Origin of the sequence: Streptomyces flavalbus (assembly GCF_042674625.1) — a bacterium.
GTDB lineage: Bacteria > Actinomycetota > Actinomycetes > Streptomycetales > Streptomycetaceae > Streptomyces > Streptomyces flavalbus.
Map to the genome: position 1 here is coordinate 2,592,416 of NZ_JBHTEB010000001.1, position 19,994 is coordinate 2,612,409.

Below are 19,994 nucleotides of genomic sequence, written 5' to 3' on the forward strand. Positions count from 1 at the left end.
GCTCGGCGCTAGAGCGCGGAGGGGCCCTGGTCCTGGAGGGCGCGGTCGTATCGGGTCAGGACCATCATCTCGTTCTGGAGGGCCGCCGACTGGGCCGGGTCCGTGTGGGCGAGGCGGGTCAGGGTGCTCTGGAGGTCGGTGAGGCGGCGGGCGACGGCGCGGCGGCGGACGGCGACGAGTTGCTCGCCCGCGTAGGTCTCGTCGACCGTGCGGCGCATGATCGCCTCGACGGCGAGTTCGGTGACCATGGCGCGGACGGTGTCGTCGGGGGCCGCCTCGCGGACCCGGACCAGGTACTGCTGGGGGTCCTGGACGCCGTACTCCGCGCCGCCCGCGTCGAGGATGGCCTGGCGTACGGCGGCGTAGGGGGCGGCGGTGAACTCGTCGACGCCGTAGGCGTCGAAGGCCGGGGAGACCAGTTCGGGGCGCTGGAGGGCGAGTTTCAGAAGTTCGCGTTCGGTGGCGTAGACGGGGTTGCGGAGGGTGAGGGCCGGGCCGGAGGTCGCGGGGCGGGGGGCCGACTCGTACGACGGCTGCTGGGGGGCGCGGGTGGGGGCCGGGCCCCGGCCGCCGCGGTCGCGGGCCCAGCGGGCGAGTTGGGCGACGCGCTTGACCACGAACTGGGTGTCGAGGATGCCGAGCATCCCGGCCAGTTCGACGGCGACCTCGTGCTGGGCGCCGCTGTTCTTGATGCGGGCGACGACCGGGGCGGCCTCGTCGAGGGCGGCGGCGCGACCGGCGGGGGTGTCGAGGTCGTAGCGGGAGACGATCTGGCGGAGCGCGAACTCGAAGAGCGGGGTGCGGGGTTCGACCAGGTCCGCGACCGCCTCGTCGCCCTTCGCCAGGCGCAGGTCGCAGGGGTCCATGCCGTCGGGGGCGATGGCGATGTACGTCTCGGCGGCGAACTTCTGGTCGTCCTCGAAGGCGCGCAGGGCGGCCTTCTGGCCCGCCGCGTCGCCGTCGAAGGTGAAGATGACGCGGGCCGAGCCGTTGTCCATGAGGAGGCGGCGGAGGATCTTGATGTGGTCGCCGCCGAAGGCCGTGCCGCAGGTCGCGATCGCGGTGGTCACCCCGGCGAGGTGGCAGGCCATGACGTCCGTGTAGCCCTCGACGACGACCGCGCGGGACGACTTCGCGATCTCCTTCTTCGCCAGGTCGATGCCGTACAGGACCTGGGACTTCCGGTAGATCGCCGTGTCGGGGGTGTTGAGGTACTTCGGGCCGGTGTCCGCCTCGTACAGCTTGCGGGCGCCGAAGCCGACGACGTCGCCGCCGATGTCGCGGATGGGCCACATCAGCCGTCCACGGAAGCGGTCGATGGGGCCGCGGCGGCCCTCCTGGGCGAGGCCGGAGAGGATCAGCTCCTTGTCGGTGAAGCCCTTGCCGCGCAGGTAGCGGGTGAGGTGGTCCCAGCCCTGCGGGCTGTAGCCGACGCCGAAGTGGACGGCGGCGGCCTGGTCGAAGCCGCGCTCGGCCAGGAAGATCCGGCCGGTGTCGGCCTCGGCCGACGTCGCGAGCTGCTCCGCGTACCACTCGGCGGCGATCTTGTGGGCCTCGACCAGGCGGATGCGTTCGCCGCGCTGGTGGGCGGGGTTGTAGCCGCCCTCCTCGTAGCGCAGGGTGATGCCCGCCTGACCGGCGAGCCGCTCGACCGCCTCCGAGAAGGTGAGGTGGTCGATCTTCATCACGAACGTGATGGTGTCGCCGCCCTCCTGGCAGCCGAAGCAGTGGAAGAGTCCCTTGCTCGGGCTGACCTGGAAGGACGGCGACTTCTCGTCGTGGAACGGGCACAGCCCCTTCAGGTTGCCGCCGCCCGCGTTGCGTAGCTGGAGGTACTCCGAGACGACGGCGTCGATCGGGACCGCGTCCCTGACCGCCTTCACGTCCTCGTCGTTGATCCGTCCTGCCACGCGTGAATTCTACGGTGACGGTCGGACAGTCACGGGACCAGACTGTCGAGCGGGACGTGCGGGTCAGCCAGCGCCTCCGTGCTGACCTGGGCCTGGCCGCGGATGAGCGCCTGGATGGGGTCTGTGACGTCCCACACGTTCACGTTCATCCCGGCCAGCACCCTGTGGTCCTTCACCCAGAACGCGATGAACTCCCGCTTCCCGGCGTCCCCGCGGATCACCACCTCGTCGTACGACCCCGGGGGCGCCCAGCCGGAGTACTCCATCCCCAGGTCGTACTGGTCGGAGAAGAAGTAGGGCACCCGGTCGTACACGACCTCCTTGCCCAGCATCGCCCGCGCCGCCGCCGGGCCGCCGTTGAGGGCGTTGGCCCAGTGCTCCACCCGCAGCCGGGTGCCGAACAGGGCGTGCGGGAACGCGGCGACGTCACCGGCGGCGTGGATGTCCGGGTCGGAGGTGCGCAGCCGCTCGTCCACGACGACGCCGCCGCCGTGCGCCCGGTCGGCCAGCTCCAGGCCCGCCGCCTCCGCGAGGGCGGTGCGCGGGGCGGCGCCGATCGCGGCGAGGACGTCGTGCGCGGGCTGCTCCTCGCCGTCGTCGGTGCGGGCGGCGAGGACCATGCCGTCCTGCCCGACGATCTCGGTGAGCCGCGTCCCGAAGCGGAACCGGACGCCGTGCTCGGTGTGCAGTTCGGCGAAGAGCTGCCCCAGCTCGGGCCCGAGCACGCCGTGCAGCGGCGTCGGCGACGGCTCCACGACGGTGACCTCGGCGCCGTACTCCCGGGCCGCCGCCGCGACCTCCAGGCCGATCCAGCCCGCGCCCGCGATCACGAGGTGGCCGTTGTCCCGGCCGAGCGCGGCGAGGACGCCCTTGAGGCGCTCGGCGTGGGCGAGGCGGCGCAGGTGGTGGACGCCCGCCAGGTCGGTGCCGGGGATGTCCAGGCGGCGCGGCTCGGCGCCGGTGGCGAGGAGGAGCTTGTCGTAGCGGACGACGGTGCCGTCCTCACCGAAGCGGACCGTCTTCGCGGTGCGGTCGATCGCGTCGACCGTCTGGCCGAGGTGGAGTTCGACGTCGTGGTGGGCGTACCAGGTGGGCTCGTGCACGAAGACGCTGTCGCGCTCCTCCTTGCCGAGGAGGTAGCCCTTGGACAGCGGCGGGCGCTCGTAGGGGTGGTCGCGTTCGTCGCAGATCAGTATCACGCGGCCGGTGAAGCCCTCCGCCCGCAGCGTCTCGGCCGCCTTGGCGCCCGCCAGGCCGCCTCCGACGATGACGAATGTCTGGTCCGCGTCGACCACTTGATGCCTCCTCGTAAGGGTGCCGCCACATGCGAGCCTCCCGCACGCGGCGTGTTGGGGGAAGAGGGTGTGAGTCCCGACCGGCCCGGCCGGATGTGGGCCGCGCCACGCTGGTCACCTTCCGTCGCGCACATGCCCCTTCAGTGTCACAGGTGCCCGGTCAGCCTCGCGTGAAGCGACCGCGCGGACACGTCCGTCAGGGACGCGATCTGGTCGACGATCACCCGCTTGCGGGCCCTGTCGTCCGGCGCCGCGTCGAACAGGGCCCGGAACTGCGGGTCAAGACCGTCCGGGGCGCGGGCGGTGAGCCGCTCCGCCAGTTCGAGTACGACGATCCGCTGGTCGGCGCGGAGCCGGGCCTGCTCGGCGCGCTGCATGACGTACCGGTCCGCGACGGCCTTCAGCACCGCGCACTCCATCCGGGTCTCACGGGGTACGACGAGTTCGGCGCCGTACCGGGTGAGGCGCCCGCTGCCGTACGCCGCCCGGGTGGCGCCCTCCGCGGCCAGGCAGAACCGGCCGATGAGCTGGCTGGTGGCGTCCTTGAGGCGGGCCTGCGCGACCGCGGAGCCGTCGTAGCCGTGCGGCCACCACTCCTGGTCGGTGAGGCGGTCCAGGGCGGCGGCGAGTTCGGCCGGATCGGTGTCGGCGGGCACGTACCGGCCCACGGCCACCTCGAAGACGGCCCGGCGTTCGGGGTCGGCGTGCAGCAGGTTGGGGTCGAGGTGCCCGGCGTGCAGGCCGTCCTCGACGTCGTGCACCGAGTACGCCACGTCGTCCGACCAGTCCATGACCTGCGCCTCGAAGCAGGTGCGGGTGCCGGGGGCGCCCTCGCGGACCCAGTCGAACACCGGGCGGTCGTCCTCGTACACGCCGAACTTGCGCGACGCCGGGTCGGTGGGGTGGGCGCCGCGTGGCCAGGGGTACTTGGTGGCGGCGTCGAGGGTGGCGCGGGTGAGGTTGAGGCCGACGGAGCCGTCGGGGGTGAACCGTTTCGGTTCGATGCGGGTGAGGAGCCTGAGGGACTGGGCGTTGCCCTCGAAGCCGCCGCAGTCCTCCGCGAACTCGTTGAGCGCCTGTTCGCCGTTGTGGCCGAAGGGCGGGTGGCCGAGGTCGTGGGCGAGGCAGGCGGCCTCCACCAGGTCGGGGTCGCAGCCGAGGGCGGCGCCTAGTTCGCGGCCCACCTGGGCGCACTCCAGGGAGTGGGTGAGGCGGGTGCGGGGGCTGGGGTCCCAGGCCTGGCTGGTGGTGCCGGGGGTGACGACCTGGGTCTTGCCCGCGAGGCGGCGCAGGGCGGCGGAGTGGAGGATGCGGGCGCGGTCTCTCTGGAAGGCGGTGCGGCCGGGGCGTTTGTCTGGTTCGGGGGCCCAGCGGGCGGCTGACGCCGGGTCGTATGCGGTGGGGGGTGTGTTGCCTTCCATGGGTTGACAGTATGCGCAGGACGGGGTGGGTGGGATCTGTTGTGGGGCGACTGCGGGTCGTGGGGGGTACTCGCGCAGTTCCCCGCGCCCCTAGGTAAGCGCGGCGAGCGTCCGCTTCAGAGGTGCTGTCTTCCTCGCCTCGTCGTAGCGGTGGAGGATCAGGTGGGCCATGGCCGGGTGGGGGCCCAAGGGGGCCGCCGCCAGGGTGGGGGACGCCTGGGCGGATTCCGTGGCGAAGCGGCCGGGGGCCGTGAAGTACGACGCTATGGCCACCCTGCGGTGGCCCCGTGCGCGCAGGGCGGCGACCGCCTCCGGGACCGTGGGCTTGGCGGCGGAGGCGTAGGCGGGGACGACGGGGACGCCGCCCAGGCGGGCGGAGAGGAGGTCGGCCGTGTGGCCGGTGTCGACCGCGGCCTCCGGGTCGCGGGAGCCCGCCGCCGCCAGGACCACGGCGTCCCCGCGGGTCCAGCCCGCCTCGGTCAGCCGGGTGACCAGGGTCTCCACGAGCAGGGGGTGCGGGCCGAGCGGGGCGGCCAGGCGGGTGCGGACGCCGGACGCGGCGGCCATCTCGGGAATGTCCTGCTTGACGTGGTAGCCGCGGCTGAGCAGCAGCGGCACCAGGACCGCCTCCGCGCCGTCACCGAGGGCGGCGAGGGTGTCGGGCAGCAGGGGCGCGTTCAGCTCGATGTGGCCGAGGCGCACCGGCAGGCCGGGGCGCAGCGCGCGGACGCGGTCGGCGAGCGCGGTGACCGTCTCCAGGGCGCGCGGGTCGCGGCTGCCGTGGGCGACCAGGACCAGCGCGGGCCGGGTGCGGTGGTGGCTGGCGTTCCGGTACGTGCTCGGGTTCAGGTTCATGGGGTGCGCCGCCGAACTGTCGAGGTGGGGCCGTCGTACCCGCCGTGCACGGGAACCGACGTCGTCGTGAACCGATGGTGTCGGGGGGAGGTTGCCGAGCCGTTGCGTGGGGGTCACGGGTCTTTTCCGCGGGTTCACCGCGGGGGGACGCGCGGGTGTGAGGTCGCTCCTCACGGTGGCCGTCGGCGGGCGGGGAGGTCGCCGTCCCGGCCGTGTAACAGGGAGCCGCCGCGGCACGTAACACGGTCGACGCACGCTGGGCGGTATGCAGCAGACCTCCGCGACGCCCACGCACTGCCCGTACTGCGCCCTGCAGTGCGGCATGAATCTGACGCCCGCCCCCGACGGGACGGCCGAGGTGACCGAGCGGGCGGACTTCCCGGTGAACCGGGGCGCGCTGTGCGGCAAGGGGCGCACGGCGCCCGCGGTGCTGTCGTCGCGGGTGCGGCTGACGTCGCCGCTGGTCCGGCGCGACGGTGACCTGGTGCCCGCGAGCTGGGACGAGGCGCTGGACCGGATCGCCGAGGGGCTGGGGTCCGTGCGGGACGCGCACGGCGCGGACGCGCTCGGGGTGTTCGGCGGCGGTGGGCTGACCAACGAGAAGGCGTACGCGCTGGGCAAGTTCGCGCGGATCGTGCTGGGCACCTCGCAGATCGACTACAACGGCCGGTTCTGCATGTCGTCCGCCGCCGCGGCCGGGATCAAGGCGTTCGGCGTGGACCGCGGGCTGCCGTTCCCGCTGGAGGACATCCCGAGGACCGGCTGCGTCGTCCTCGTCGGCTCCAACCTCGCCGAGACGATGCCGCCCGCGCTGCGCTACCTCACCGAGCTGAAGGAGAACGGCGGCACCCTCGTCGTCATCGACCCCCGGCGCACCAAGACCGCCGAGCAGGCCGACCTGCACCTCGCGCCCCGGCCCGGCACCGACCTCGCGCTGGCGCTCGGGCTGCTGCACCTGGTCGTCGCCGAGGGGCGCGTGGACGAGGAGTACGTCCGCGAGCGGACCGTGGGCTGGGAGGAGGCCCGCGCGGCGGCGATGGCGCACTGGCCGGAGTACGTGGAGCGGATCACCGGCGTCTCCGTGCCCGAACTGCGGGAGGCGGTACGGCTGTTCTGCGAGCCGGAGGCGGCGATGGTGCTCACCGCCCGCGGGCCCGAGCAGCAGGCCAAGGGGACGGACACCGTCGGCGCGTGGATCAACCTGGCGCTGGCGACGGGGCGGGCGGGGCGCCCGCTGTCCGGGTACGGCTGTCTGACCGGGCAGGGCAACGGGCAGGGCGGGCGCGAGCACGGCCAGAAGGCCGACCAGTTGCCCGGCTACCGCAAGCTGACCGACCCGGCGGCGCGGCGGCACGTCGCCGAGGTGTGGGGCGTCGACCCGGACAGCCTGCCGGGCCCGGGCCGCAGCGCCTACGAGTTGCTGGACGCGCTCGGCACCGACGTCCGCGCGCTGCTGCTGATGGCGTCCAACCCGGTGGTGTCGGCGCCGCGCGCCGCGCACGTGGAGGAGCGGATCAGGTCGCTGGACTTCCTCGCCGTCTGCGACGTGGTGCTGTCGGAGACGGCGGCCCTCGCCGACGTCGTCCTGCCGGTCACCCAGTGGGCGGAGGAGACCGGCACCATGACCAACCTGGAGGGGCGGGTGCTGCTGCGCCGCCGCGCGCTCACCCCGCCCGACGGGGTGCGCAGCGACCTGGAGGTCATGCACGAGCTGGCCGCCCGGCTGGGCGGCGAGGGCAACCCGGAGAAGCGGTTCCCGACCGACGCCGAGGAGGTCTTCGAGGAGCTGCGCCGGGCGAGCGCGGGCGGGGTCGCGGACTACTCCGGGATCACCTACCGCAGGCTCGCGGAGGAGAACGGGGTGTTCTGGCCGTGCCCGGCGCCGGATGCCGGGAGCGGGGACGGTGACGGTGCCGGTGGCGCCGTCCATCCGGGGACGCCGCGGCTCTTCCTCGACCGGTTCGCCACGGAGGACGGCCGGGCCCGGTTCGCGCCCGTCTCGCACCGGCCGATCGCGGAGGAGCCGGACGACGAGTACCCGGTGCTGCTGACGACCGGGCGGGTGGTGTCGCAGTACCAGTCCGGCGCCCAGACCCGCCGCGTCGACGAGCTGAACGCCGCCGCGCCGGGCCCGTTCGTCGAGCTGCACCCGCGGCTCGCGGCCCGGCTGGGCGCGGCGGAGGGCGATCCGGTGGCCGTGGTGTCCCGGCGCGGGCGGGCGGTGGCACCCGCCCGCATCACCACCGGCATCCGGCCCGACACGGTGTTCATGCCGTTCCACTGGCCCGGCGAGGGCCGCGCCAACACCCTCACCAACCCGGCGCTCGACCCGACGTCCCGGATGCCGGAGTTCAAGGCGTGCGCGGTGCGGGTGGAGGCGGTGGAGGGCTAGGGCCTGTCCCGGGGACACCGGTCGCGGGTAGCGTCCTTGATCAGGTCATGCGGTGGGTGGCCGCTGGCCGGGAGAGAGGAGCACCTCCGTGACGGACGCGGCGTCCTTCCTGCTCGCACGCCTGCGCGCGGCCGGGCTGACCGATGTCGTCACGGTCGAGCCCGCCACGGGCGGCCTCGCCGCGACGGCGGGGCTCGCGCGTCGTGGTGACGGCACGTCGGTGTTCGTCAAGGCGTTCGGTGAGCCGCCCTCGGACGACGCCTTCGCCGCGGAGGCCGAGGGGCTCACCGTGCTGCGGGAGGCGGGCGGCGTCGCCACCCCCGAGGTCATCCTCGCGGACCGCGACCTGCTCGTGCTGTCCGTGCTGCGGCCCCGGCCCGGCAGCGGCGCCTACTGGGAGCGGTTCGCCCACGCGCTCGCCCAGCTGCACACCACCACGCGGCACCCCCGGTTCGGCTGGCACCGGGACAACTGGCTGGGCCGCCGTCGGCAGGTCAACACCTGGCACGACGACGGGTTCGCGTTCTTCGCCGAGCACCGGCTGCTGCGCTGGCTCGACGAACCCCGCGTCCAGGAAGCGCTCGGCGCCGCGGACCGGGCGGCGCTGGAGCGGCTGTGCGACCGGCTGCCCGAGCTGCTGCCGGTCCGGCCCGCGTGTCTGACGCACGGTGACCTGTGGGCGATGAACGCCATGGCCACCCCCGACGGGCGGCCCGCGCTGATCGACCCGGCCGTGTCGTACACGTGGGCCGAGGTCGACCTGGCCCACCTGTGGACGACGGCCCCGCCGCCCGAGGCGCGGGTGTTCTTCGAGCGGTACGCCGAGCTGACCGGGCTCGACGACGGCTGGCGCGAGCGGATGCCGATACTCCAACTGCGCCAGCACCTGGCCGTGATCGCCCAGTTCGACCCCGACTGGGGCGCCGCCGACCTCGTGCGCGCCACGCTCGCCCCGTTCCGGACGCGGCCCTGAGGCACCCTCGCCGGTCAGCCCTGGCCACCCGCGACCGTACGACGCCGCCGCAGCGCCAGGTACCCGACCGTCAGGGCGACCGCGCTCACGGTCAGCCCCGCGCCGAGGGCCAGTTCGAGCCGGGACGGCCCGGAACCGCCACCGAGGCCGCCCTCCACGCCGCGGGTGGGGACGGAGGTGGCGGGCGCCGGGGCGGCGGGGCTGGTCGCTGCCGGGGGCGCCGTGGCGGTGGGCGTGGCGGTGGCGGTGGCGGTGGCTTTCGGGCGCGCCGTGGAGCTGGTCGTCGGCGGCACGGTCGTACGGGCCGTGGCCCGGCGGGGCAGGACCTCGCAGGCGACTCCGTCGTCCGGTCCCTGGTCCTCGTCCAGCCGGTTCGGGTCGCTGGGGTCGCGGGCGAGTTCCGCCTGCGCGTCCTCCTGGAAGGCGAAGTCCCGGCAGTCGAGGTCCCCCGGCTGGGCGTGCGCGCCGCCGACCGCCGGTCCGGCGGTCGCGAGCACGGTGACGGCGGCGGTGAGCGCGACGCGTACGCGCCTACGGGTTCGCATGGGCGTTCGCATGGGCGAGCCTTTCCGATTTCGGCGGCCGTCCCAGACGGGTCGGCCACCGCATCGACGCTAGGAGCGCCCGGCCGCCCCGGCCATCACTGCTGGGCCGTTCGGGTGCACCCTCCCCGCCCTCACTTCGTGGACGAAGTCGCCTGTCCGTGTCCACCAAGGTCAGTGCTTCTCGAACCGTGATCGCAATCGCATCGAGGTTGCTTTCACGCGCCTGCACCGGAAGGCTCGCCGTCACCCGCGTCAACGCGCCTTACTCGTGATGCCCGATCTCCAGACCGCGAACGGCCACACCACAGGCGAAGCGACACAGTGCACCGCGGCCACCCCCACCGCCACCCAGAAGGCCGGCACGGACGGCTGCGGCATGAGCAGCGCGGCACCGCCGACGGCAGCCAACAGAAACGCACACCTGGAAAGCAGGGGACTCGGCTTCACCTTCTCGCACTTCTCCGCCGCGACGAGGTACTGCTCCTTGAAGACAACGGGATAGAAGAAGGGACGACAGAGAAATACGCCGGTGAGCACCAGGTACCAGACGGGTACGGAATCCCGCGCTTCCAGCAGGTCCGGGCCAAGGCCGACAACGACGATCAACAGAGCAATGACCGACCCAGGAACCAGTAGCGCCCTTGGCGTGATCCGGCGGAGCATTGGTCACCTTTCCGTAGCGAGGGTGCAGACGCCATCGGCGTCTGCACCCTCACACTCGTCAATTGAGCCTGTCGCCGATCGCCGTCAACGAACGGCTATGAGAAGCATCTCCTCTTCCTCCAGTAGTACCCGGCTCCGAAGGCGCCCCCCGCCGCTACTGACGCATCGGTCCATCGGCTTCGGCCGTACCTGTAGCTCGGCAGGCTGCCGATGCCCATGAAGGAGGCGGAACAAACGGCCCCTCGTGCGATCCGGCCGGCCGCTCGCCGGTTGACATATCGCCCGAAGCTTCTGGCCCTCGGTGCCGCATGGCGTGCGTACCTCGCCGCACGAACGGCACGGTAGGCGCGGTACGCGCGATATCCGCGGTAGGCCCACGACGCCGCACCCACTCCCGGCACGAAGCTGGCAGCCGTGAGGGCGATGTCCCACTTGTGTCGCTTCACGAACCGCTTGGTCTTCTTCCAGGCTTTCTTCCAGCTCCACTTGCCGTCGAGGTCGTAACGGTTGAGCGGATCGGCGTGGACGTAGTCGTAGGCGTTGGCGTTGCCCCCCGCGATCGGGTCGACCGACAGGAAGCGTCCGATGACGGGGTCGTACAGACGGACGCCCATGAGGGTCACGCGGCTGGGGGTTTCGGTGGAGCGCTGCTTGCCGCCGAGCCAGCCGTAGCGGGCCGGGTCGGTGCCGGGCAGTGGGTTGCCGTACTCGTCGTAGGTGTTGACCACGGGGGTGGTGTTGTCCACCAGCGGGATCTGGGTGCCGATGTCGCCGTGCAGGTTGGCCAGTTGCAGGGTGACGTCACCGGTCGCGCTGGTGGTGGCGATCAGACCGCCGGACAGGTCTTCGAGGCTGCGGCTGATGGCGCCGTTGCCTTCCGCGATCCAGTCCGGGCTGTCGCCGTCGCCGCCGTAGTGGTTGGTGCTGGTGACAGCCGCGCCCCAGGTGCCGTCCTCGTCCTGCTCCTCGGTCGCGGCGGAGGCCAGACGGCCAGCCGCGTCCAGGCTCCAGGTCGTGCGCTTGGAGTTGGCGGTGATCTGACGGACGAGGTCGTTGGCGTAGTACGCGTTCTGGGCGCCGTTCGCCTGGGCGGTGGTGCGGCCGTAGGCGTCGTAGACGGTGCCGGTGGCGATCAGGCGGTCGGCGCTGTCGTAGGTGGAGGTGACGGTGTCGCTGGCGGGGGTACCTCCGTCGAGGTCGTCGATCGTGGTGGTCAGGGAGGTGCGGTTGGTGTTGTTGTCGAAGGTGTAGGCGCGGTGGGTGGTGACGCCCGCCTGGGAGTCGTCCGTCCTGGTCAGGCGGCCTGCCGCGTCGTAGGTGTACTCCTGGTAGGCGCCGCCTCCGGTGTAGGTGGTGCGGGAGACGACCTGGTCGTGGATGTTCAGGCTGGTGGACTCGCCCTGGACCGTCCAGCCGGACTCCCAGTGCCAGTAGCGGGAGGTCTCGGTGCCGGTGGGGTCGAGGTTGAACTCGACGTCCATGTTCCACGGCAGCCTCTGCTTGTAGAGGCGGCCGTCGGAGTCGTAGAAGCCGGTGACGTCACCGATGGCGCCCATGACGGAGTCGTGGATCCTGGTGGGCAGACCGGCGGGGTTGTCGTAGTCGTAGCTGACCGTCGACGGGGCGGAGTCGGCGACCCTGATCCTGCGGTCGCGGTTGTCGTACTCGGTGCGGGTGACATTGCCCGCCCCGTCGTCGTAGGTGATCTCCCGGCCGAGCCGGTCGGTGGTACGGCGAATGGTGGCGGTGCCGTTGGTGACGGTCGCCACCGCGCCGTTGTCCGGATCGTAGGTGGTGGTCTGCGCCGGGACCGCGGTGCCGATGCCGCCCGTCATCTTGCTCTGCGTCAGGCGTCCGGCCGCGTCGTAGGTGTTCTCCGTGGTACGGGTGACACCGTTGGCGGTCTCGGTGACCTTGGCCACGTTGCCCCAGCGGTCGTACTCGGTCGTGCTCAGCGGGAGTTCGTCCGGGTTCGAACCACCTCCGGTGATCTTGCCTGCCGGGCCCGTGGAACAGAGCAGGTCGGCCCACTCCGGCCGTCCCTCGCAGGTGCCGGTGCCGGTGGCGGACCAGTAGCGGGTCACCGTGGCTCCGGCGTCGTTGCCGCCCGACTTGGGCAGCGTCGTCTTGATGACCCGGCCCTGCGTGTCGTAGCTGGTGGTCTTGGTCAGCTTCAAACCGTCCGGGTCGGTGACCTCGCTGGTGGGCAGGCCCTTGACCCAGTCGTAGGCGGTGGCGCTGGTGCGCACGTCGCCGTCGGCCGGGTAGCCGTCGATCGCCGCGCCCACCATCGAGGTGGTGACCTGGTCGCTCACCGTGGCGGTGCCGTCGGCGGGGCGGCCCTCGTCGTAGCGGTTGACGGTGTGCTCGCGCGCCGCGACCTGGACCCCGGCCGGGAGGTCCGGACTGTCCTCGTCACCCTGGAGCGCCTTGGTCAGGGTGACCAGGTGCAGCGGCCCGGACTGCTCCAGCAGGCGCTTGCCGTCGGTCGAGTACACCCAGACGGTGCCCAGCAGGCGGGCGCGCTCGGCCGGTGAGGCGGACAGGATGCCGAGTTCACTCTGGGTGTTGACCTGGTAGTCCGCGTTGCCCAGGGCGAGTTCGCGGTTGGTGGCCGACAGGTCGAACACCGTGTTGCCGAAGCGGTCGTACTGCTTGACGGTCAGGTGCCGACCGGGCAGGCCGGAGTTGACCTCGCGTCCCGAGGCGTCGGTGTAGGTGAGGGTGGCCTTGTCGTAGTCGGCCGCGCCCAGGTCACCACCGGTGTGCGAGGCGGGCGTCTGGTCGGCGGGGAAGACGGCGGTGGCGTCCGTGGGCGCGTCCGTCTGGCCCCACTTCGCGGCCTCGACGGGCGAGACCTGGTGCGGGGCCTTGTCGCCGGACAGCGGTACGTCGTAGACGACCGAGGTGACGGCCCTGCCACCGTCCTGCTCGTCCTTGCTGCCCGCCTTCAGGGTCGGCCGGGAGACCTTCAGCAACATGCCGTCCCCGGCCACCGCGCTGGCGCCCGCCCTGCCGTACTCGAACGTCCACGGCAGCTCGCCCGGCGGGGTCAGGGTGACCACGCGGCCCGCGCTGTCGTAGGTGTAGGCGGTCTTCAGCGCCGGTGAGACGCGCGGGTCCCACTGCTCACGCAGACGGCCCTGGCTGTCGTAGGCGTAACGGGAGACGACCGTCGCGGTCGACGTCGACGCGCCCGGGACGGTCGTCCACAGACGGATCTGTGTCACCTGCCCGGCCACGTCACCGAGCGTGCTGCCGCTCGCCGTGGTCGTCGTGGCGTACTGGTACTCCAGGATGCGGCAGCCCTTGGTCGACGGCGTGCCCGCGCAGGTGGCGGCGGAGACCGCCGACGTGGGCGCGATCACGTACTTGGGGCGGGCCAGGGTCTTGCCGTCCACCGTGACCTTCTCCGAGATCACCGTCGTGGTCGAGTTCTCGGCGGGCAGGAAGGTCCTCGACAGCTGCCACGTGGTGGCCGTCGTGTCCACCTTGGCGAACACCGAGGTCGTGCCCTCCGTGTCCTTCAGCGTGAAGGAACCCGTCAGCGAACCCGTCAGCGTCAGGTCCTCCGCGCCGGTCTCCGGCTTCCAGCCGCCACCGGTGACCGCGGTGAACCCGGTCTCCTCGCCGTCCACGTCCACGACCGCCACCGAGGTCGACGACGTCGCGCGCACGTAGGCCCAGTCGCTCTCGGAGAGTTCCGCCACGGTGCCCGCGGTCCACTGCGGGCCGAAGATGGCGGCCTGCCCCTCCTGCTGCGAACCGTTGGCCGGGCGGCGGGAGGAGAAGGACCGCGTGGCGGTCAGATCGAACCCGGAGGCGTCGGTGGCCGACAGGCCGAAGTCGCCCGTGAGCGTGTTCACGCTGCCCGGACCGGCCTCCTCGCTGGGCGCCTCACCGGCGTTGCGGTCCACCGTGATCCGGGTCGCGGGAGACGCGTCGCTGGTGCTCCCGTCGGTGAACACCGCGCGGACGTCCACCGGGCCGTCCTCGCCGAAGGTGTCGGTGACGTTCCAGACGAGCGCCTCGGCGCTGCCGCCGGTGACCTTCGCGGGCCACGCGGACAGGGCCGAACCGTCGGCCTTGCGGCGTACGTTCGCCGCGGGGATGTCCTTCCAGGTGTCCGTCTCACCGCGGCGGTACTGGTAACGCACCCCGGTGTCGCCCGCCTTGCCCTCGCCCGTCAGCTCGGTGCGCCGCGCGGGGCGATCCCCGTCGGTCGGGGTGAGCAGGGCCGCGCCGGAACCGGCGTAGAAGGTGTGCGACGTCTCCGCCGAGACGTTTCCGGCCGCGTCCTTGGTCCGCGCGGTCAGCACGTGCTTGCCCGCGCGGAAGACCGGCTTGCGGGTGACGGCGGTGCCGGTGGTCGCGGCCGACTGCCAGGCGCCGGAGTCCAGCTTCCACTGGACCTCCTTCACATCGCTGGTCGGCGGGGTGAAGGTGAAGGTGCCGGTGAAGTCACCGTTGTCGTCCGGGGTGCCGGACCACTGTCCGGCCGGGAAGTCGGTGGACGACACCTTGGTCGTCGCGGGCGCCGTGGTGTCGACCGTCAGCGAACGGAACGCGGACCAGGCACTGCTCGCCGAACCGTCCGAAGACCGCGCACGCCACTTGTAGGCGCCCGCGGGCAGCGCCGTCGCGGGCTTCCAGGACGCCTGCGCGCCCGAGGCCACGTAGCCGCTGGAGCCGGAGCGCAGCGCGGCGGTGCCGTTGGACGCCCAGACCTCGAAGTCGAACTTGACCTGCGAGCCGTCCCCGTCCAGCGCCTTCGCCGACAGGGTCGGCGTGGTGACGTTCGTGGCGGCCGCGGCCGCCGGGGCTATCAGGGTCGGGACGTCCGGGATGGAGTTGTACGTCACCGACAGATACGGCGTGTTGGAGGCCGCGTTGCCCGAGTTGAAGCGCTTCCAGCCGTACGGGTCGGACTCGTCCGAGGCGCGCAGGCCCAGGTGGTTGGTGGCGTTGCCGTTGGCCGCCCACGCCTTCACCAGCGAGGTGGCGTCGACGTTGACCCAGCCGTCGTTGCAGGAGCTGGAGTAGCCCTTGGTCTGGGTGCTGGTGGCGTACTTGGTGCCCCAGGTGGGCTGGCTCGTCCACCGGGTGCTCGTCGAGGAGGCCCCCGTCCTGTACAGGTCCCAGCCCTTGGCCGTGCAGGACCAGGAGTGGAACTCGAACAGGTTCAGCTTCGCCGCGGTGATCTGCTTCCCGGTGATGTTCTTCATCGGGAACGACAGGAAGGAACGGGCCACCTGGCTGGAGCCGTTGTTGCCGATCTTCAGCTCGGTGGCCGTCGACTGGTCGGTGGTGTAGCCCTGCTGGACGAACGTGTCGAAGCTGGCGCCGACGTTGATGGTCGGATCGATGGTGACCGGGAACTGGGTCTTCCCATCCGCCAGGAACTCGGCGTCCGGCGTCAGGGTGAGGGTGATCGTGTCGCCGTCCTGCGCGACCTTCACCCCGACCTCCGCGGTGTGCGTGTGCTCACCGGAGTTCTTGTCGGTACGGGCGTCCCACATCACCGGCGACGGCAGGACCCCCGCGGTCTTGCCCTTGGCGTCGGTGAAAGTGACCGAGCCGTCCTCCTGCGCCTTCGCGGTGAGCCCCTTGGCTTTCAGGCTGTAGGAGACCTGACCGTTGGCGTCGACGGCGGAACGATCCTGCAACTCCAGGAACTGCTCGTAGCCGGTACGCGTGGACTCGATCAGCAGGTCGGTCGCCGGCAGCACGTCCTTGTACCGGGCGACCGTGTCCTCGGCACCCTCGACCGTGGGCGTCGGCAGCGCGCCGTACCAGCCGAGCTGTATCCGCCGACCCGCACGGTCCTCCATGGTCACCAGAGGGACGGCCGTCGCGCCTTTCTCCCCGGCGGTCCTGAGGCCCTTAGGGGCGGCCTTCCTGCCCGCGAGCACCAGCCCGTGCGGGTGGCCCTTGGCCCGTAGTAAGCCGTCCTCGGCCCGGGTCAGCGACGCGTCGACGTCGTGCCAGGCGCCGTCGTCACCCTTGAAACGGACCGGACCGGCGTGCGCCTCCTCCGTCACCGTCCCGTCGGGATTGACATAGGTGGTCGAGGTCTCCGTACGAGCGTCGGTGACCTCGATCCTGCGGTTCTGGATCTTGGCCTTCAACCGGGCCGCCGCCTCCGAGGCCGCGGTGGCGGGACCGAGGTCCTTGGGCTCACCGGAAGCCGTCGCGCTCTCGGTCTCACGGGAGAGCGCGACGGCTTCGCCCGTGGACCCGATGACCAGGGTGGCCTCAAGCGCCATGAGGAGCGTCACGGCCAGGGCCACGGGGCGCAGCCGCGCCATGGACGGCAGCGGCCGGTACGGGAGTTCCGGGTCAACGGATCTGTGTCGATGGTTCTTGTGGAAGGGGATTGACATGTGAAGTCCTCACTGGCGCAGGTACGCTCTGCGCCAGTCCGGGATCTTCACATGTCACCCACAAGCTGTCATGGCCGTCATATGACAACGGCTTGAACCGTTCGGCCGTCAGGAGTGGCGAGGCACCGCGCCCAGGCTGACCGATTCACACCTCGATGTTCCGGTTGTCGCGGTGGGCCCTCACTCCCGCACCGAGGGAGAGATCGGGCATCGCCGACCAAACAGGTGCCAGTTGGCGTTTCGAGGCTTGCGTGAGACTTCGCGAGTCCCGACGCGACGCACAGACCGCGTTTCAGCCACGTGCGTCAACCGGCGTAGGGGCGCTTCTCCCTGGCTTCCTTGAGGGCCGTGCCCCACCACACCAGTTGGTCCAGCATCGTCTTGGCCGCCGCGTCCGGGCCCGTGGGGTCCTTCGGGCGGCCCTGGGCGTCGAAGGAGTCACCGGCGTTGTGGAAGGAGACGGTGTCGCGGACGGTGACCGCGTGCAGCTCCGCGAAGACCTGGCGGAGCTGTTCGACGGCGCGCAGGCCGCCGGAGAGGCCGCCGTAGGAGACGAACGCGACCGGTTTGGCGCGCCACTCGGTGTAGTGCCAGTCGATCAGGTTCTTCAGGGCCGCCGGGAAGGAGTGGTTGTACTCGGGGGTGAGGACGACGAACGCGTCCGCGGCCGACAGCTTCGGGGTGGTCCCGGCGAGCGCGTCGGCCGCCTCGGGGGTGCGGGCGAGGGAGGTCGGCAGGTCGGTCTCGGCGAGGTCGATGACGCGGGCGGTGAGGTCGTCGCGCTGGCGGACGTGGCCGAGCAGCCAGTCCGCGACGACGGGGCCGAAGCGGCCGTGGCGGTTGCTGCCGATGACGAGGGTGAGGTTGAGGTTGGGGGTCATGCGGCACAGCCTCCTACCTCAAGTTTGGTTGAGGTCAAGCGGCCGGGGGCGGCGGAGGGCTCGGTCACCCGTTCACACCTTCGCCGTGCGCCCATCGGGTGCTCTTGCGGCGCTCCCCCCGCGACCCCCTTGACCTGCGGTAAGGGCATCGGTCCTGGAAGTCGTAGCACCCGTTCGGCACATTCCCGACGCCGTTCTGACGGCGTCTCAGCAAGCGGTGGCGGGCCGATGGCACTTACCTCGGTAGGGCAGCGCCCGATCGGCTCGAAGGAGCAAGCACCATGCGACGTACCGCCCGGCTGCTGATGCTGTCCGGACTGACCGGTGGCGTACTCGCGCTCGCCGCGCCCGCGTCCGGCGCGGACTCCGGCCGTCTGGAGGTGTCCCCGTCCGGCGTGGTCCCGGGCGGCGAGGTCACGGTGACCACCACGGCGTGCGGCAGCGGCGGCACCGCGGCCGGGGACGCCAGCGCGGTGGGCGCCGGAACGTTCACCCTGGCGCCGGGCGAGCGGGACGGCGAGGCGGTCGGGACGTTCCGGGTGCCGCCGAGCGCGCAGCCGGGGACGTACGAGATCGTCGCGCGGTGCGCCGGGAAGGCGGCGGGCGGGCGGCGGGTCGCCGGGGACCTGGTGGTGACGCTGACCGTGCCCCGTGAGCAGGTGTACCCGCGCGGAAGTGTGAAGACGGGGGTCGGTGGCGCGCTCGGCCCCGACCCCGTGCAGACCGCGGCGGGCGTGGCGGCTCTCGCCGTCGCCGCCGCGGGCGGTACCTGGCTCCTGCATCGCCGGGCGAGAGGCGACGGGATCTGACGGACACCCTCCGCTGTCCGTCCGCCGGTACCGCATGTCCCCTCCCCTCCGGGTCCGACGCCCCTCGCGGCCCGGAGGGGGCCGGGGCCCTGCCGGGCGTTGCGGGCGGGTGGGGTGCCGGGGGCGGGTTCCGTGCCGGGTGCGGGTCGTGCCGGGTGCGGGTCGTGCCGGGTGCGGTCGTCTCCCGGGTGCCGCGCCGTCGTGGCTGGTCGCGCAGTTCCCCGCGCCCCTTGAGGGCGTGGACCCGCCGCCCCTCAGGGGGTGGCCCCCCCCCGGGGCGTCGCCGAGTGCAGGAGGTCGTCATGGGACGTAGGGCGGGCAGGGCCGGTGATGTCGCGATAGCGACCGTCACCGTCGTCGCCCTGGGCTGCGGGGCGTGGCTGCTGCACGGCAACGGCACCCCCGCCCCGCCCCAGCCGTCCGCCGCCGAGGCGCGGGTGGGCGGTGAGCGGGACACCGCGCCCGCGCTGCCGCCCTCTCCCCCGGACCGCGTCCGCATCCCCGCGATCCGCGTCGACGCCCCCCTGACCGGCCTCGGTCTCACCCCCAGCGGCAGCCTCGACGTCCCGCCCGCTGACCGCCCCGGCCTCGCCGGTTGGTACGAGGCGGGGACGACGCCCGGCGAGACCGGGACCGCGATCGTCGCCGGGCACGTGGACAACGCCGACGGGCCCGCCGTCTTCTACCGCCTCGGCGCCCTGAAGCGCGGCGCGGTCATCGACGTCGACCGGCGCGACGGCTCCACCGCCCGCTTCACCGTCGACGCGGTCGAGGTGTACGACGCCAAGCGCTTCCCCGACGACAAGGTGTACGGCGCCGCCCGCCGCCCCGAGCTGCGCGTGATCACCTGCGGCGGCGGCTACTCCCGGGCCACCGGCTACCGGGGCAACGTGGTCGTCTTCGCCCACCTCACCGGCGGCTGACAAGGAGTCCGAGCAGCCGGGCGCTCACGCCAGCCACTGCTCGTACGCCAGGTTCGCCACCAGCGCGAACACCACCGTCAGCAGCACGATCCGGACGAACCCGCTGCCCTGCTTCAGCGCCGTGCGCGCCCCCAGCGTGCCGCCCGCCAGGTTGAACACCGCCATCAGCGCGGCGAGCTGCCACAGCACCGTGCCCTGCCAGGCGAAGGTGGCCAGCGCGCCCGCGTTGGTGCAGCAGTTGACGATCTTCGCGGTGGCGGAGGCGGTCACCAGGTCGAGGTGGAGCACGGCGGTCAGGGCCAGCACCAGGAACGTCCCGGTGCCGGGGCCGATGAGACCGTCGTAGAACCCGATGCCCAGGCCCGCCAGGCCGATCGCGGCGAGGGTGCGGCGGCGGCTGACCGGGCCCGGCGCGGGGGCGGTGCCGAAGGCGGGGCGCAGGATGACGAAGGCGGCGACGCCGAGCAGCACCACCATGATCACCGGCTTCAGCACCTCGGTGCTCATCCCCGCCGCGAAGAACGCCCCGCCCGACGACCCGGCGAGCGCCGCGAGCCCGATGCGCACGGCGAGCCGCACGTCGACGGGCGCCTTGCGGACGTACGTCACCGCGGCCCCGCCCGTGCCGACGATCGCGACCGCCTTGTTGGTGCCGAGCGCGTACGCGGCCGGGGTGCTCGACGGGAGCCCGAGCAACAGCGCGGGCAGGAGCAGCAGCCCGCCCCCGCCGACCACGGCGTCGATCCAGCCTGCCGCGAGCGCGGCGAGGCAGAGCAGGGCGAGCGTGGTCAGCGATATGTCGGGCACGAGTGGCGACCCTATGGACGGGGTAGGTGTGCAGTCCAACGACTTGAGGGTCATTTGAGGTCAGGGCGCCTCCCGCGGCCCCCTCACACCCACCCCCCGCCCCCGCTGAGGGCAGCGTTCCCCACGGGAAACAACGG

13 protein-coding genes are annotated in these 19,994 nt (G+C 72.5%); 4 read left to right on the forward strand and 9 right to left on the reverse strand.

The window, feature by feature from the left end; genetic code table 11:
- Window positions 1–8 precede the first annotated feature (8 nt).
- The 4 genes from dnaG to ACFQZ6_RS11605 all read right to left on the reverse strand — a co-directional run bounded on the left by dnaG (window position 9) and on the right by ACFQZ6_RS11605 (window position 5,481).
- Entirely contained in the window at window positions 9–1,910 is a 1,902-nt protein-coding gene (dnaG, locus tag ACFQZ6_RS11590; protein ID WP_381607344.1) for a DNA primase, read from the reverse strand.
- 29 nt (window positions 1,911–1,939) lie between these two features.
- A complete protein-coding gene (locus tag ACFQZ6_RS11595; RefSeq protein ID WP_381607346.1) occupies window positions 1,940–3,205 on the reverse strand; it encodes an NAD(P)/FAD-dependent oxidoreductase in 1,266 nt (421 codons plus the stop codon).
- A gap of 146 nt (window positions 3,206–3,351) precedes the next feature.
- Window positions 3,352–4,626 carry a deoxyguanosinetriphosphate triphosphohydrolase gene (locus tag ACFQZ6_RS11600; protein ID WP_381607348.1) on the reverse strand — a complete coding sequence of 425 codons (1,275 nt, stop codon included), beginning with the start codon at window positions 4,624–4,626 and terminating at the stop codon, window positions 3,352–3,354.
- Window positions 4,627–4,716: 90 nt separating this feature from the next.
- Entirely contained in the window at window positions 4,717–5,481 is a 765-nt protein-coding gene (locus ACFQZ6_RS11605; protein WP_381607350.1) for a sirohydrochlorin chelatase, read from the reverse strand.
- Window positions 5,482–5,746: 265 nt separating this feature from the next.
- Here ACFQZ6_RS11605 and ACFQZ6_RS11610 point away from each other — a divergent pair, with 265 nt between their 5' ends.
- Both ACFQZ6_RS11610 and ACFQZ6_RS11615 read left to right on the forward strand, forming a co-directional pair.
- Window positions 5,747–7,873, forward strand: coding sequence for a molybdopterin oxidoreductase family protein (locus tag ACFQZ6_RS11610; RefSeq protein WP_381607352.1), 2,127 nt, complete (start codon window positions 5,747–5,749; stop codon window positions 7,871–7,873).
- Between the two features lie 88 nt (window positions 7,874–7,961).
- Window positions 7,962–8,846 carry a fructosamine kinase family protein gene (locus tag ACFQZ6_RS11615; RefSeq protein ID WP_381607354.1) on the forward strand — a complete coding sequence of 295 codons (885 nt, stop codon included), beginning with the start codon at window positions 7,962–7,964 and terminating at the stop codon, window positions 8,844–8,846.
- Between the two features lie 14 nt (window positions 8,847–8,860).
- Here the strand turns inward: ACFQZ6_RS11615 and ACFQZ6_RS11620 are convergent, their stop codons facing one another.
- The 4 genes from ACFQZ6_RS11620 to ACFQZ6_RS11635 form a co-directional block, all read right to left on the reverse strand.
- Window positions 8,861–9,391, reverse strand: a complete 531-nt coding sequence (locus ACFQZ6_RS11620; protein WP_381607356.1) for a hypothetical protein — start codon at window positions 9,389–9,391, stop codon at window positions 8,861–8,863.
- A gap of 252 nt (window positions 9,392–9,643) precedes the next feature.
- Window positions 9,644–10,054, reverse strand: a complete 411-nt coding sequence (locus ACFQZ6_RS11625; protein ID WP_381607358.1) for a hypothetical protein — start codon at window positions 10,052–10,054, stop codon at window positions 9,644–9,646.
- Between the two features lie 95 nt (window positions 10,055–10,149).
- Window positions 10,150–16,437: a DNRLRE domain-containing protein gene (locus tag ACFQZ6_RS11630; protein WP_381607360.1), complete on the reverse strand. Its 6,288-nt coding sequence runs from the start codon at window positions 16,435–16,437 to the stop codon at window positions 10,150–10,152.
- Between the two features lie 305 nt (window positions 16,438–16,742).
- On the reverse strand, window positions 16,743–17,318 hold the full coding sequence (locus tag ACFQZ6_RS11635) for an NADPH-dependent FMN reductase (protein ID WP_381607362.1): 576 nt from the start codon (window positions 17,316–17,318) through the stop codon (window positions 16,743–16,745).
- Between the two features lie 281 nt (window positions 17,319–17,599).
- Between ACFQZ6_RS11635 and ACFQZ6_RS11640 the strand changes: the two genes are divergently transcribed.
- On the forward strand, window positions 17,600–18,127 hold the full coding sequence (locus ACFQZ6_RS11640) for a hypothetical protein (protein WP_381607364.1): 528 nt from the start codon (window positions 17,600–17,602) through the stop codon (window positions 18,125–18,127).
- A gap of 302 nt (window positions 18,128–18,429) precedes the next feature.
- Entirely contained in the window at window positions 18,430–19,050 is a 621-nt protein-coding gene (locus tag ACFQZ6_RS11645; RefSeq protein WP_381607366.1) for a class F sortase, read from the forward strand.
- A gap of 24 nt (window positions 19,051–19,074) precedes the next feature.
- Here the strand turns inward: ACFQZ6_RS11645 and ACFQZ6_RS11650 are convergent, their stop codons facing one another.
- On the reverse strand, window positions 19,075–19,857 hold the full coding sequence (locus tag ACFQZ6_RS11650; protein WP_381607368.1) for a sulfite exporter TauE/SafE family protein: 783 nt from the start codon (window positions 19,855–19,857) through the stop codon (window positions 19,075–19,077).
- Window positions 19,858–19,994: the final 137 nt, after the last annotated feature.

Coding starts and splice junctions, on each gene's coding strand:
- ACFQZ6_RS11645 (WP_381607366.1), top strand. CDS start 18,430: ATGGGACGTAGGGCGGGCAGGGCCGGTGATGTCGCGATAGCGACCGTC.
- ACFQZ6_RS11610 (WP_381607352.1), top strand. CDS start 5,747: ATGCAGCAGACCTCCGCGACGCCCACGCACTGCCCGTACTGCGCCCTG.
- ACFQZ6_RS11635 (WP_381607362.1), bottom strand. CDS start 17,318: ATGACCCCCAACCTCAACCTCACCCTCGTCATCGGCAGCAACCGCCAC.
- ACFQZ6_RS11605 (WP_381607350.1), bottom strand. CDS start 5,481: ATGAACCTGAACCCGAGCACGTACCGGAACGCCAGCCACCACCGCACC.
- ACFQZ6_RS11625 (WP_381607358.1), bottom strand. CDS start 10,054: ATGCTCCGCCGGATCACGCCAAGGGCGCTACTGGTTCCTGGGTCGGTC.
- ACFQZ6_RS11620 (WP_381607356.1), bottom strand. CDS start 9,391: ATGCGAACCCGTAGGCGCGTACGCGTCGCGCTCACCGCCGCCGTCACC.
- ACFQZ6_RS11600 (WP_381607348.1), bottom strand. CDS start 4,626: ATGGAAGGCAACACACCCCCCACCGCATACGACCCGGCGTCAGCCGCC.
- ACFQZ6_RS11640 (WP_381607364.1), top strand. CDS start 17,600: ATGCGACGTACCGCCCGGCTGCTGATGCTGTCCGGACTGACCGGTGGC.
- ACFQZ6_RS11630 (WP_381607360.1), bottom strand. CDS start 16,437: ATGTCAATCCCCTTCCACAAGAACCATCGACACAGATCCGTTGACCCG.